Annotated in this window: 13 protein-coding genes; 6 read left to right on the top strand and 7 right to left on the bottom strand. The window is 54.9% G+C overall.

Annotated elements, in window-relative coordinates; translation table 11 throughout:
• Positions 1–81: 81 nt before the first annotated feature.
• A complete protein-coding gene (locus tag K1718_RS18120) occupies positions 82–1,965 on the top strand; it encodes an ABCB family ABC transporter ATP-binding protein/permease (protein ID WP_209007053.1) in 1,884 nt (627 codons plus the stop codon).
• Between the two features lie 41 nt (positions 1,966–2,006).
• On the opposite strand, the gene K1718_RS18115 is transcribed toward K1718_RS18120, so the two are convergent.
• Both K1718_RS18115 and K1718_RS18110 read right to left on the bottom strand, forming a co-directional pair.
• A complete protein-coding gene (locus tag K1718_RS18115) occupies positions 2,007–2,192 on the bottom strand; it encodes a hypothetical protein (RefSeq protein WP_152502288.1) in 186 nt (61 codons plus the stop codon).
• A 229-nt stretch (positions 2,193–2,421) separates the two neighbouring features.
• Positions 2,422–2,610: a hypothetical protein gene (locus K1718_RS18110; RefSeq protein WP_265681308.1), complete on the bottom strand. Its 189-nt coding sequence runs from the start codon at positions 2,608–2,610 to the stop codon at positions 2,422–2,424.
• Between the two features lie 96 nt (positions 2,611–2,706).
• Here K1718_RS18110 and K1718_RS18105 point away from each other — a divergent pair, with 96 nt between their 5' ends.
• The 4 genes from K1718_RS18105 (at position 2,707) to K1718_RS18090 (ending at position 6,233) form a co-directional block, all read left to right on the top strand.
• Positions 2,707–3,657, top strand: coding sequence for a LysR family transcriptional regulator (locus K1718_RS18105; protein ID WP_265681309.1), 951 nt, complete (start codon positions 2,707–2,709; stop codon positions 3,655–3,657).
• A gap of 140 nt (positions 3,658–3,797) precedes the next feature.
• Complete coding sequence (locus tag K1718_RS18100) at positions 3,798–4,502, top strand: phosphatidylserine decarboxylase (RefSeq protein ID WP_265681310.1); 705 nt, start codon at positions 3,798–3,800, stop codon at positions 4,500–4,502.
• A 95-nt stretch (positions 4,503–4,597) separates the two neighbouring features.
• Positions 4,598–5,383: a CDP-alcohol phosphatidyltransferase family protein gene (locus tag K1718_RS18095; RefSeq protein WP_152504334.1), complete on the top strand. Its 786-nt coding sequence runs from the start codon at positions 4,598–4,600 to the stop codon at positions 5,381–5,383.
• Positions 5,384–5,483: 100 nt separating this feature from the next.
• Positions 5,484–6,233 (top strand): SDR family oxidoreductase, encoded by a 750-nt coding sequence (locus K1718_RS18090; protein WP_265681311.1) that lies wholly within the window; start codon positions 5,484–5,486, stop codon positions 6,231–6,233.
• A gap of 129 nt (positions 6,234–6,362) precedes the next feature.
• Here the strand turns inward: K1718_RS18090 and K1718_RS18085 are convergent, their stop codons facing one another.
• The 4 genes from K1718_RS18085 to K1718_RS18070 form a co-directional block, all read right to left on the bottom strand.
• The gene (locus K1718_RS18085) at positions 6,363–7,313 is read right to left on the bottom strand and encodes a helix-turn-helix domain-containing GNAT family N-acetyltransferase (protein WP_265681312.1); all 951 of its coding nucleotides are present in this window, start codon (positions 7,311–7,313) and stop codon (positions 6,363–6,365) included.
• Positions 7,314–7,440: 127 nt separating this feature from the next.
• Positions 7,441–11,406, bottom strand: coding sequence for an efflux RND transporter permease subunit (locus K1718_RS18080; protein ID WP_265681313.1), 3,966 nt, complete (start codon positions 11,404–11,406; stop codon positions 7,441–7,443).
• Positions 11,403–12,506: an efflux RND transporter periplasmic adaptor subunit gene (locus tag K1718_RS18075; RefSeq protein ID WP_152502281.1), complete on the bottom strand. Its 1,104-nt coding sequence runs from the start codon at positions 12,504–12,506 to the stop codon at positions 11,403–11,405. Before K1718_RS18075 ends, K1718_RS18080 begins: the two co-directional genes overlap by 4 nt.
• A gap of 22 nt (positions 12,507–12,528) precedes the next feature.
• A complete protein-coding gene (locus K1718_RS18070) occupies positions 12,529–13,080 on the bottom strand; it encodes a PadR family transcriptional regulator (RefSeq protein WP_152502280.1) in 552 nt (183 codons plus the stop codon).
• Between the two features lie 305 nt (positions 13,081–13,385).
• On the opposite strand from K1718_RS18070, the gene K1718_RS18065 reads away from it, so the two are divergent.
• Positions 13,386–13,754, top strand: a complete 369-nt coding sequence (locus tag K1718_RS18065; RefSeq protein WP_265681314.1) for a hypothetical protein — start codon at positions 13,386–13,388, stop codon at positions 13,752–13,754.
• Positions 13,755–13,789: 35 nt separating this feature from the next.
• Here K1718_RS18065 and K1718_RS18060 read toward each other — a convergent pair whose 3' ends face one another.
• On the bottom strand, positions 13,790–13,939 hold the full coding sequence (locus tag K1718_RS18060) for a hypothetical protein (RefSeq protein ID WP_173006059.1): 150 nt from the start codon (positions 13,937–13,939) through the stop codon (positions 13,790–13,792).
• Positions 13,940–14,249 lie beyond the last annotated feature (310 nt).

Below are 14,249 nucleotides of genomic sequence, written 5' to 3'. Positions count from 1 at the left end.
AGAGAATTTGTGACAGATCAATCAGCCACCTCGCCGCACACGTCTGGTGCGGACGCAGGCAGCCAGTCAGACCGACCCAAGATACGCAAGGCAGTTAATGCCGATGAAGGCAGCACGCTCACAACACTGGCCAATCTCTGGCCTTTTATCTGGCCTTCGGATCGGCCGGATCTGAAAAAGCGCGTTTTGTTGGCGATCTTTGCGTTGATCATCGCAAAATTCGTTACGGTGCTCTCACCTTATTTCTTCGCCTGGGCGACCGACGCATTGACGGGTGAGGTGGCGGACCTTCCGGCATTCCTGGTCGCGCCGGTCATGCTTGTCCTTGCCTATAATGCTGCGAGAATTCTGTCGGTCGCCTTCAATCAGCTTCGGGACGCACTGTTTGCGCGGGTGGGTCAGCATGCTGTGCGAGAGCTTGCGATCCTGACGTTTCGCCATTTACACCAGCTTTCACTGCGTTATCACCTTGCGCGCAGGACCGGCGGGCTCAGCCGTGTCATCGAGCGTGGGGTGAAGGGCATTGAGTCCATAGTCCGTTTCACGATCTTGAACGGACTGCCAACCATTCTCGAATTCGCCATTATGGCGGCGGTGATCTGGTATCAGTTCGGCTTTTTTTATGTGGTCGTCGTGGCAGTCATGATCGCAGGCTATGTCTGGTTCACGATCAAATGCACCAACTGGCGCATCGGTATTCGACGCGAAATGAATGAGAGCGACACGGAAGCCAATTCCAAGGCGATCGACAGCCTGTTGAATTTCGAAACAGTGAAGTATTTCGGCAATGAGAAGATGGAAACCGAACGCTTTGATGTTTCCATGGCAAGATACGAATCCGCGGCAACAAAAACCTGGACATCGCTTGCCTGGCTCAACCTCGGACAAACAGTCATTCTTGGGATCGGGATGGCCGTCTGTATGGCGCTCTCGGCCCAGGCTGTTCTGGCGGGCGAACAGAACATAGGCGACTTCGTTCTCATCAACGCCCTTTTGATGCAGATTTCCATCCCGCTCAATTTCATAGGATTTCTCTATCGCGAAATTCGGCAAGGATTGGCGGATATCGAAACCATGTTCGACCTTCTGCTGGTGCCGGCTGAGATCAAAGACTTACCTGGAGCCGCACCGCTTTCAGCCGTTGCGGGCCAAATTGTCTTCAAGGATGTCAGGTTCCACTATGACGAGGACAGGCCGATCCTGAAGGGAATTGATTTCGAAGTACCTGCCGGCAAGAGCGTTGCCATTGTCGGTCCATCCGGGGCCGGGAAATCGACGATTTCCCGGTTGCTATTCCGTTTCTATGACGTAACTGGGGGCGCTGTAGAGATCGATGGGCAAGACGTTCGCAACGTGACTCAGGAAAGTGTTCGCCACGCGATAGGCATGGTTCCTCAGGACACCGTGCTTTTCAACGACACGATTGCGTACAACATACGGTACGGCAGACCGGGCGCGAGTGAAGAAGACGTCAGGGAGGCTGCACGCATGGCGCAGATCCATGACTTTATCGAGAACCTGCCGAAGGGGTTTGACACAGAGGTTGGCGAGCGTGGATTGAAACTGTCCGGCGGCGAAAAACAACGTGTTGCAATTGCCCGGACAATTTTGAAGTCACCTCCAATTCTGATCCTGGATGAGGCGACATCCGCGCTCGACACCCACACGGAACGGGAGATCCAGTCGGCGTTGGATCAGGTTTCGAAAAACAGGACCACGCTTGTGATTGCGCACCGTCTGTCAACGGTCGTCAATGCAGATCAGATCATTGTGCTTGAGGCCGGAGAGATCGCAGAACGTGGCACCCACATGGAGCTTTTGGATAGGGGAGGCCTCTACGCTTCCATGTGGGCACGTCAGAGAGAAGCGGACGAAGCTGAGGAGCGACTGCGCGCTGCGCGAGAGCACGACGATCTTGGCGTGGTGACGCGTGGCAAGACTGCGGACTATATTCCAGCAAAATAAGGATACATTGGAAACACTTGGCGAGAGCCACCGCGCAGCGATCAGGCTGCGCGGTGAACTTCAACGCTAAGGTCGTTTGCGCCTTGCAATTCTTCGAACCGCTTGTGGGCGCGTTTCGAAGAGGTGGAGCGGAACAAGAAGCGCGAGAAAACGTCTGTCAAACGGCGCAGTTCCTGGTTGCGGAGCGAACGAGCGCGGAGTTCGTAACTATCGCCGGTGTGCAACATGATGATCTCCTTTGTGTTACTGACCCCTGTATCTCATATTGAGAAAGTTGGGAGAATTAGGCTTATTTGGAAGGTTTTGTTCCAAAAAGTCGAATAATTGAGTGTATCTTCTGAAGATTGGTGCTCCTGGTTGGGTGGCCGGGCCTGCTTCAGGTACGCCACGTCTTCCCAATGGTCTGTTGCGCCGAAGCGAGCTGTTGAATGCTGGTGCGAGACCCAATTCGAGTGCTTATGCAACGCGCTTGATCTCAACTACGCTGTCATTGGCATTCTCGAATTTGAAAGACCTGTCGGCCCGGTGTGTTGCCCTGCTTGTCGAACGAACCAGGAATCCGGTCAGCGCGCTTACCAACTGCCGCAGTCCTTCGTTCCGTGCGGCGCGGGCTCTGATTTCGTAGATATCGCCTGTATGCAACATGGTGGTCTCCTTCGTGTTGGTAGAGACGTTATTTCATATTGCGATCCTTGGAAGAATGTGGCTTGAATAGAAATTATTATTCTAGAAAGTCGAAGAATGAGACTGGAAGATCTGAAGTTCTTTATTCGCATTGCTGAACTGGGCAGCATGGCAAGTGCGGGCCGGGAAATCGGTTTGTCACCATCTGCTGCCAGTACAAGGCTAACCGGACTTGAAAAAGCCTTTGGTGCTCAGTTGTTTGCAAGAACTACGCGAAAGACGACTTTAACGGAAGCCGGCCGCGTCTTGTTGGACCACGCGCGCGCTGCCGTCGGAGAAATTGATCAGGCCAAAACAATCCTCGAGGCATCCAACGAAGCACCACGCGGGTCATTGCGGATCTCCTGCAACACGTTTTTTGGCAGAAAGCATATTCTGCCTCATCTGGTAGAGTTTCGTGCCCTTTATCCGGACATCCAACTGGAAATGGACATCTCGGACCGGATGGTGAGTGTCGTCGACGAAGGCTATGACATTGCGGTCCGCGGGGCGCCACTTGCCGATTCATCTCTTCTTGCAAGGCGACTCGGCGGCAATCCGAGGGCTCTTTGCGCATCGCCGGACTATCTGGCCCGCAAGGGCGTGCCCAGTACCCCGGAAGATCTGGCCAATCACGACTGCATCAGCATGGCGTCCGTACCCATCTGGTATTTCAACGGTCCTGAAGGTGAAACGACATTCGAACTGAAGAAGCCGGTTATCAAGGGAGACAGCGGCGATCTGACTTATGATGCCGCTATCCATGGCCTCGGCCTCAGTCTGAAATCGCTTGCACACGTTTGGGAGGACTTGCGCGACGGACGGCTGGTTGCGGTCATGGAAGACTACGCCATCGCCCGAACCGGGGCTATCTGGGCGGTCTATCCGCCCAGTCAGTTCGTTCCGCCGAAAGTGACGGCATTTGTGGACTTCCTGATCAGTAAATATGGCAAGCCGCCTTATTGGGAGACCGACTACAAGCTTCCCTCGGCCGCAAGTCTTGGGGAGAGACCGGCAAGATTCGAATGAATAACGGGATTTGCCGGTTCTCTTGATAGTAAAAAGCCTCTAGAAGCGGGGAAAGACAAGCGCAACAGGTGCATTTCAATTTGGGACGAGAACCGGCAACGCCGGGCCCTTAAAAGCCTGTTCAGTGAAGCGGATGAAAAATGTCGATTGTTGATAGCGTTACCAAGTCCATGGTCCCGATCCACCGGGAAGGGTGGCCGTTTGTTGCCATCGCACTGGTTGCAACTCTGGTGGTTGGGTGGTTCATCGATCCGCTGTTCTGGATTGGGCTCTTTTTCACAGGATGGGTCTGTTACTTTTTTCGCGATCCGAAGCGGGTCACCCCTGTCAGTGAAGGATTGGTCATATCCCCGGCGGATGGCGTCGTGAGTCTTGTTGGCCTGGTGCGTCCACCGGCTGAACTGGAGCTCGGCAACGAACCTTTGATGCGGGTCTCCATCTTCATGAATGTCTTCAATTGCCATGTGAACCGCGCACCGATCGGTGGCAAAATCACGCGCGTGGCCTATCGTGCAGGCAAGTTCTTGAATGCCGAACTGGACAAAGCCAGTGAAGACAATGAGAGAAACGGGCTTGTCATTGAGACGGGAGACACCCGGATTGGCGTGGTTCAGATTGCAGGACTTGTTGCACGCCGGATCGTGTGTTTCGTGCGCGAAGGGGAAACGCTCAACACGGGTGAGCGTTTCGGCCTGATCCGCTTTGGCTCTCGTCTGGATGTTTATTTCCCGGCGGATACACAGCCGAAAGTGGCACTTGGGCAGACAATGATAGCCGGTGAAACGGTGCTGGCGGATTTGAATGCTCCCCAGGAAACCGCACAAACGCTGACCAGAGTAAGCTGAGGCCAGATGTGACCGAGGCCCCTGAAACAGACACTGACCAGAACCGCTCGGCGCCGCGTTTCCGCCGCGTTCCTTTGCGGCTGATTGTGCCGAACATGGTGACGCTGCTTGCGCTATGTTCCGGGCTGACAGCGGTGCGTATGGCTTTTGAAGGCCGTTGGGAGTTTGCTGTCGGGGCCGTACTGGTGGCAGCTGTGCTTGACGGGCTGGATGGGCGTGTTGCACGCATGATGAAGGGAACCAGCCGCTTTGGTGCGGAACTGGATTCACTTTCCGATTTCGTCAATTTCGGTGTGACGCCCGCGCTGATGCTCTATCTTTGGATCCTCAAAGATGCAGGAAACCTGGGTTGGATCTCTGCGCTCATTTTCGCGATTTCAGCCGCGCTGCGGCTGGCAAGGTTCAATGTCGCGCTTGACGATCCCGATAAGCCTGCATGGGCCTCACGTTTCTTTACAGGCGTTCCAGCTCCAGCTGGGGCGCTGACGGTCCTTCTGCCGCTTTATCTGGACTTTCTCGGCCTGTTTCCGCATTGGTTTGCCGACGCCGCGTTCGTCGCCGCATATACGATCTGCATTGGATTTCTGCTGATCAGCAGGTTGCCGACCTATTCCGGTAAAACGCTCGGCACGCGCGTCCGGCGCGACTACGTCTTGCCCCTGTTCGTTTTCGCCGTCCTGATCGTGGCTCTGACCGTTAGCTATCCATTCCGCATGCTTGCTGGTGGGGCAGTTCTTTATCTCCTCACGATCCCGTTTTCCTGGCGCGCTCACAGAAAGCTGGCCCTTGCAGATGCATCGATCCATCTCGATGACGATGGAGACGAGTGCGACACTGACCTCGACAATATCGCAGACCGAGACAAGGATCATGGCGGCTGACGACCAATGGTCAGCTGTCGGCATCTGATCTCGCAAATCGGGTTTCAACACCTCAAAATCCGGTTCACTTAAAGCGCCTCTTTCAACTGAGGAGCTGAAAATGTTGCATGAAAAAACAATAATCATCACTGGTGCCAGCAGCGGAATTGGCGCTTCCGCGGCACGCCTGTTTGCCGGCTCTGGTGCGAACCTGATTCTGACGGCACGTCGCCAGGAAATGTTGGAAGAAGTGAGGGCGTCGATACCTGATGCTGCCCGCAAGGTGGAAGTTTTGGTTGGAGACGTGACTGACCCGGATTTCGCGAAAGCAGCGGTGTCAATGGCCATTGAAAGGTTCGGCGGTCTGGACGGTGCCTTCAACAATGCCGGAATGCTTGGTGACATGGGGCCGGTTTCGGAAATGAGCCTCGGCAGCTGGCGGCAGGTGATGGACACAAATCTCACCAGCGCATTCTTGCTTGCCAAACATCAGGTGCCGGCCTTGAAGGCACGCGGTGGCGGCGCAATTGTCTTCACATCATCGTTTGTGGGCCAAACGATCGGATTGCCGGGCATGGCCGCATATGCGGCATCGAAAGCAGGGCTGGTCGGGTTGACACAGGTTCTTAGTGTTGAGCATGGCCCCGACAACATTCGGGTAAACGCGCTTCTGCCTGGCGGAACACGCACCGAAATGGCAGGAGATGATCCGGCATTTCACGACTATGTCGCCGGTTTGCACGCGCTGAAACGCATGGCTGAGCCTGAAGAGATTGCCAACGCAGCTTTGTTTCTTTTATCCGATGCCGGTTCCTTCGTAACCGGCTCCGCGATGCTGTGTGATGGCGGCAATTCAATCACCAAGGCATAAGGGAATTCGGCAACAGGCATTAGGTAAAGACAGGGTCGTGCTGAGTTCCCGCAAGGTGAGCCGCAATGGCGATGTCAAGAAACCGTCGTGTCTGTTGCCAGTCCGCGCACGCTGAAGGTTCAGCGTCCCTCACTGGCGCTTTCGAATGAACTTTTGCTCGGTGACTGCCTTGCCCCATTGGTCACCCACATATTCCTCGGCAAGGTCGAAGCCGTTGGTTTCATAGAGGGCCCGTGCTGCTTCGAGCCCTTTGAGTGTCCAGAGATGTATTTCATCGAAGGCGTGACGATCACAATGCTCCAGAGCGCATTTCAGGAGAGATTTTCCAAGTCCTTTCCCGCGAAGACGTTCGGACAAAATGAACCAGCGTAGATGTGCGGTGTTGTTTCCAAGATGCTCTCCATCAATGCTGATGGAACCAATTACTTCGCTGCCGTCGAGCACGCTCCAGCTGTTGTTAAGCGGGTTGCCGATCCTGGGCATGAACTCGGCCATAGACGCTGAAACTACGCTTTCGAAAGTTGCACCCATTCCGACTATCGGACCGTGGGTCCGAGCGTGCATTGCCGCAATGTCACCGATCATTCCAGTCTGATATCCCTCGACAATCGGGTATTTTGTTTGCACCGCCTCACGATCTGCGTCTGATCCTTGCAGAGCCTCAGCATACGAAGACATGGCCTTTGCGACATTTTCAGGGTTTTCACCACTAAGACGGGAGAGGGCGTCTTGCGCTTGATTGTTTCCGAAGCGGTCAATTTCAGAATAGGTAAGCTGGCCCTTCTCAGTAAGGCTCAGGCCGAAGGCCCTGCCATCGGATGTTGAACGGGTTTGTTCAATGTCTCCACGTCGCTCCAAAGACTTGAGAAGCCTGCTGATCGTAGATTTTTCAAGTTTGAGCCGGGCAGAGAGGTCTTTTGCAGTGAGTCCAGGGTTCAGCCCGATCTCTAGAATCGCATGAACGCCGGAGCCGGAAAGGTCAGTGCCGGCGATTGCCTTGTCCAGGAAACCGAATTCACGCACGAGTTGACGGGAAGCGGCACGAACGGACTGAACAACGGAAGGGGAAACAAGTGTCATACGCGAATTCCAATATAGTTGTATAGAGCAACTATATTGGAAGAGATGCAAACAGCAAGTGCTTTTTGGTCTTGCGGTCGACAAAGGAAAGGCCGCCAAAGTGGCGGCCTTTCGTCTTGCTTGGAGGTCACTCCGCCGCGTGCGGCAGTTCCTCTTGCGGGGGGACTTTGGGGGGAGCCGGTTTGGGCATCGACACGACCTTGGCGGCCGGACGTTCCTTTTCCTGCTGCGGATCTGTCCATTCGACATCCTGATCCGCTTCCGTTTCCACCTCAACCGTTTGCTGAAGTTCCTTGCGCGCTCTTCGGCGAGCCATAATTTCCGCAGGCCAGACCCAGACGGCTTTGGCGGAGCGGACAAATGTGCTCGGCAAGGCGATCATCACCGGGATCATGACCAGTGTCAGGATCGTCGAGAACGCGAGGCCGGAGATGACCGCTGTCGAGAGCTGAATCCACCAGATAGCCGTAATACCCCCAACCGCGACAGTCTGCGTAAAGAAGTCGAGATTGACGGCTGTTGCCATCGGAATGAGGCCGACAATCGTCGTCACAGTCGTCAACAGGATCGGACGCAGACGCTGGCTTGAGGTCTTCAGGATAGCATCCAGCGGTTCAAACCCGTCGTGCCTGAAGCGGTTATAGGTGTCTATGAGAACAATCGCATTGTTCACCACGATACCCGCGAGCGCGACAATTCCCGTCCCGGTCATGATGATCGAGAATTTCTGCCCCGTCAGCATCATGCCCAGCAGAACACCCATGACCGACATGACAACGGTCGAGAGCGTCAGGAACGTTTGGTAGAACGAATTGAACTGCGTGAGCAAAATGAGGAACATCAGGAAGAGCGAAGCAACCATTGCCTTCATCAGGAACTCACCAGACTCCTTCTGATCTTCATCAGCCCCACGGAACTGCAGGAAGACGTTGTCAGGGAAAGTCTGTGCATCCAGCCATTCACTCAGCTCTTGAACCTTCGCGTCAACCGTCACCGGCTTGCCTTCTGCATCAAGCGCTGTCTGGTCGACGGTTGCCTTCAGCATCATGGAATAAAGGCCGTCCCGGCGTGTGATTGCCGAAACCTTCTGTTCCGGTGCCCGGTCAATGAAGTTGGCAATCGGCACCAAACCGAGATCGGTTTGCAGACGCAACTGGTCAAACCGGTCAAGCGTGCGCTCATCGGCTGGCAATCGAACACGAATATCAACTTCGTCTTCTGAATCTGTCGGACGATAATTGCCGATCAGAACACCGTTGGTCACGAGCTGAACCATGTTGCCGACAGAGCCGATACCTGCCTGATAACGGCCTGCCTGTTCGCGGTCGATGGTGATCTGCCATTCGATGCCGGGCAGGGGGCGACCGTCTTCCTGATCAAGCAGGTTTTCCATCTGGTCCAGTTTGGACCGGATCCTGGCAACCTGTTCAACCATTGTGTCGTAATCGGTCGACTTGACTTCCAGCTGCAGATCCTTGCCGGTCGGGGGACCGCCTTCGATCTTGCGGGTTTCTACTTTAATGCCCGGGATCGAGGCCGTGCGCTGACGGATCTCCTCAAAGATCTCGGCAGCATTGCGCCGACAGCAATACTTCGCCAGTTCCAGCGACATTTCACCGATCACGTCAGCAGGCTTGTCTTGCACCCCGCCAATGAACTGAGGGCCGCTGCCGCCGCCCGGAGGGAAGGCAGACGTGATGACATTCTGGATACCGGCTGTCTGAAGAACTTCAGCCTCAACCTGCTGAACGATGGTCAGCGACTCGGCAGCAGACATGTTGCCGCGCGCCGAAACCATGACAACAGCCTGATCAGGTTCTTCATCAACGAAGAACTCGACCCCAGTCGGATTGGACGAAAACGACGTGAAGATAAGACCACATGTTCCAAGAACGACCACAATCGTTAAAATGTTGCCGATCGGATTGCCTGCCAGGAGCTTCAAATGGCGGACATAGAGACCGGTGAACCCCTTGACTGTTGTCGCGTCGAACGTGAGCTCCGCAGGTTTTTCGCTCTGACCACCGCCATTGCGGGTGCCGAAACCAAGACGCTTGCGCACGCCGTCAAAAACCCACTCAAGCAAGTGAACAAGCGGGGAGATTGTCTTGTAACCCGCCCAGACGGCAACAACTGCCAGACCGCAAACTGTCAGGTAGAAACCGACATCAAGGGCAATCGGGTGCGAGAAGATTGCAAATGGTTGAGCCAGCCCGGAAAGGTATGTGAACACCGTTTCGATGGAACCGGTGATAATTTCCGGTCTTGATGTGACCAGGAAAAAAGCGAAATACGCCGCAAAACCAACAGCCACCATCTCAAACATCAAAGAGACGAATGTAACAGGCCGGAAGCTTTTGGACGGCTTTTCGTTTTCAAGCTCAACTTGCTTCGCAGCGCGCTGCCGGCGCCAGCGAACGAAGGGGCGCAATACCAGGAAGGAAAGCACACCTACGACAATGAACGACAGGGCGGCCACTGGGACAGCCAGCGGAGCTTCTCCAATTCGCGCGGCAAAATCGGGCGACCCGATCATGGCACCGAACATGGCAAGGGCCGATACAGCCGAGATGACGCCGAACAGGAATGCAAGCACAATGGCAGCGTTCCGCTCGACCCAATGCGTGGTAATCGCAAAGACGCCGCCGGTCACAGGTAGGAACACCATTGCCGTCAGCAGGGCTGCGGTCAGAACGATGATGACCATGATCGGCAGGTAGCTCATGAATTCACCGGCAACACCCGGCCAGAGCAACATCGGTAGGAAGGCCACCAGGGTTGTGGCGGTCGAGGAAACGATTGGCCAGAACATCAGCCTGGCGGCACGGATATAGGCCTCCCGGTCTTCCATGCCTTCGTGAACCTTGCGGTCCGCATATTCGACCATGACGATCGCGCCATCGACGAGCATACCAACCGTTAGTACGAGGCCGAACATCACCATGATGTTCACCGTGTAACCCAGACCGGACAGGATCAGGAAGCCGACCATGAAGGAGGTCGGGATGGCCAGACCGACGAGGAGGGCGGATCGCAAGCCGAGAGCAGCCAGAACAAGGATCATCACGAGAAAGATCGCTGTCAGGATCGAAGACTGCAATGAGCCCAGCACTTCGAAGATATTCGAAGACATGTCGAGCATGTAGTCGACCTGGATGGTTTCGGGCCAATCCTTGGTGGCTTCATCGACAACAGCCCGGATTGCCAGATTGTTCTCGATGATGTTGGTGCCGATCCGCTTGGTCACATCCAGGGCAATGGCTGGCTTGCCGTTAACTCGGGTATAGGAGTCTGCGTCCTTGAAGGTTCGACGGATCTCGGCAAGATCGCTGAGTGTGACGACGCCTTCTCCGGACTGCTTGATCGGCAGTGAATATACGTCGAGGGAGTTTTCGATCAGACCCGGAACCTTGACGTTGAAGCGTCCCTGGCCACCATCAATGTATCCGGCAGGTACAAGCTGGTTGTTGTTGGACAGCGATGTCAGGAGTTCCTGCTGCGTGACCGAATAGGATTCCAGCTTTTCAGAATCGATCAGGACCTCAAGGAGTTCCTCCCTGTGGCCCTTCAAGTCGGCGGAGCGAACCGTATCGATTGCCTCGACTTGATCCTTCAACCGCCGCGCATGCTGATACAGCGTGCGTTCCGGCACGTTTCCGGACAAGGCGATTGTAATCGTCGGGATAAGCGCAAAGTTTGTTTCAGAGATCGTCGGCTCTTCAGCATCCGCAGGCAATTCACCCTTTGCGGCATCGACCTTGTCGCGGACATCGGCAAGCGCTTCGTCCTTGTCGAATGAGATGTCGAATTCCAGGACGATACCGGCATGGCCTTCAGACGCAATTGCCGTGATTTCCTTAAGTCCGTCCAGGCCGCGGAGTTCTGTTTCCATGGGCCTGACGAGCAGGCGCTCCGCGTCTTCCGGTGAAATGCCCTGCTGGGAAATGGAGACGTAGAACACCGGAACATCGATGTCCGGACTGTCTTCCTTTGGAATGCTGATATAGCTGAACACACCTGCTACGAGCAGGGCGACCATGAGTACGAAAACCGTTTTGGGACGTCGGAGGACGCCTTCGAGCATGTCAATCACTGGCTGACCTCCGCAGTTTCAAACACTGGTTCGACAGTTTCACCATCGCCGACATATTCCTGTCCGACGACAATCACCGTAACGTCTCCTGGCAATCCGCCGACCCACAGGCCGTCAGTTTCGCCCCCGAGCACTTTGACTGGGTAAAAAGCAGTTTTGTTGTCTTCACCAACCGTACGCACACCGACCTGCCCATCGTCATTTAAGGTCAGGATTGCAGGTGAAATCTTGTGAGCTTTTTCCACCGGAAGCGGAAGGCGGCTGACAGCAGTGACACCGTCACGGGCCTTGCCGTCCTTGTTGGGAAGCTCGATTTCGATCCGGAAAGTCCGGGTGTCAGGGTCGGCAGACGGAGAGACGTAGCGCACGACGCCGTTGATCGTCTCGCCGGTGACCAACTCCACTTCGGCTTCCATGTCGACGGTAATCTTGCCGATGTTGACCTCCGAAACCTGGCCAATCGCGATCATCGGGTCGGAATTCACAACGGTGGCACAGATGCCTCCACTTTCAAGCTGCGCACCAACTTCAGCCATGGGGCTCTCAATAACACCATCAATTGGCGAACGGATGATCGTGCGCTCCAGCTCGAGCTTGGCTTCCTTCAATCTTGCGGTCGCTGCGTCCTGAAGGGCCTGGGTCGCAGCAGCCCGGGTCTGCGCCGTGAAGCCCTTTGTTGCCAATTGCGTTGCTGCGCTGTGGTCCAGTTCTGCCTGTGCGAGGGCGGCTTTGGCTTCAAGAACGCGTGCTTCGCGTGTGCCGCTGTCCAGCTCGCATAGGATATCGCCAGCAGAAACTCGCGCGCCTTCGCGTGCCGGCCGCTTGACAACATCGTCCGTCGTCGCCGACCTGACAGCGACCTTGGCTTCAGCCTCTGTCCGGCCACGAACTTCAAGGACGGCCTGCCGGTCTTGAGCTTTCAGCCGCGCGACCTGAACACGGAACGTGTCGCCGGTAGTGGCGGCGACTCTCTCAGCGGGGGCTGGTGTCGCGTTTTCACCGTCGCCGACACCTCCGACCACTACAGAGCCACTCGACATCCAGATCCCGATACCAGCCGCCAATGCGACTGCAAGGATGTATGAAAGCTTCACACGCATTCTTAAACTCCGCGATATTCGCTCACTCGGCAGCCGCAAGCTGCTCGGCGCTGTCTTCAGCTATCTTGATCAAGGCCTCGCCATGCTCTTCCAGGTAGGCGAGGGTGACATTCATGCAGGCAATGCCATAGTTCCGGGTCCAATCAGAACCGGGATGGCGGCATTCCTCATTTTCGCATTCCGTCAAAAGTCTCAATTCTTCATGCACCTGGGCCTTGCGGCGCTCCAAAGCGCGACGAATGACCTCTGGAGGCAGTTGCGCTGCGTTCAAGGCAATGAGGAGAAACGGTGATTTGAAAGTGTCTGCAGCTTGCGGTTCACATAGAGAATTAATGAACTCTGTTCTGCCAGCCTCGGTTATTGAGTACACTTTCCGGGCCGGTTTGCCTGCTTGGGGTTCTTCGCGCACAGTCACGAGGCCATCTGACTCCAGCCGGGCGAGTGCAGGATATATCGACCCGAAACTCGCATCGTCAAAATAGCTGAACCGCCCCTCGGTCGATTCCTTCCGAATTTCATATCCGGTGGCATCGCCGAATGACAGGATCGCAAGACAGAGGCTGCGCACACTCATTGATTTCTCCGTACCCGGAAGCGTCCTCCCGGTCTGACGGTTGTGAGACGAACCACCACATTACGACTGGCAAGACATTCCGGATGACTGCTTGTAGCCTGTAAAAAGTATCATATGCTGGTTCGATATATCGACTAGTTATATATCAATTCGAAACTAATCAAGAGTGCGTTGCACAATTTTTTGAAGCGAAAAAGCACAAATTAAGGCAGATGCGCCCGACTTGGCGGAATTGACACCTTGCTGACACAAGTCGTGGCGACATAACGTTAGGACGTCATCGTTGTCATTTGAAAGAGTCAGGTATGACCGGCCCGTTTTCTCGGTACCTTAAGCTGCCTAAAGATCCCCTGTTTCGTTTGCTTGTAATAAACGGCGCTGCGGGTCTGGGTATTGCGGCACTCGTTCTGGGGGGCATCTTTCTTGCAAACATCGGAAATCTTCGTGAACTTGTGCTTGCTGCCGACGATCCATTCCTTCCCGTGATCATGCTCGCATTTGGTCTGATAATTACCCTCGTATCGGTGGTTATGGGATCTGCAATCATGTTGCTTGGCGATAAATCACGAGAAGGAGGCGGAGGTGGAAAGCGAAAAGCTCTGCACTTCAGCGCTCCATTGAATCCCATTCCGGTGACGGTAGCGGGGCAAGGCATTCGCAAAGATCGCGATTAGTGCCGATCACGGCTGATAGTCTGACAAGTTCAGGCTTATCTGTGCAAGCCATAGAAAGAACTTTCTGCCTGTGCACCGCCTGAAGGACGGGGTCCGAAATCGGCAAAAAGGGTCATGGCGGCAGCAGCAAGAAGAAGCAGCAATCCTGCAGATGAAAGCCTCATCTCTCCGGTCCTGTCGATCATCGTGCCCTCCCAATTCTCAACCGTCTTATAAGCGCCCAGCATCTAAGGTCCCGGTAATAGGTCCTGTAAAATTTTACAGGAACTGATTTTGGGCCAGGAAAACTCTGTTCGGTTGACCTGGCCGCGGCTGGGTTCTTGCGGTCAAGGGGTAAAAAATGACTGCCTCGTACCCCTGGAACGGCAATTCGCACCCATTAACTATGATCGTTAAAATACAACTTAAAACTGAATGTATCAGGTTGCACCCCAAGGCTATGGCAGCTACGAGTCTGGTAAGTTAACGATTTGTTAATGAGTGCTTGGGGTTGCA

This window comes from Roseibium porphyridii (assembly GCF_026191725.2).
Classification (GTDB): Bacteria; Pseudomonadota; Alphaproteobacteria; order Rhizobiales; family Stappiaceae; genus Roseibium; species Roseibium porphyridii.
The sequence above is the reverse complement of the archived record's forward strand: the minus strand, read 5'-3'. Positions and strand labels throughout refer to the sequence as shown.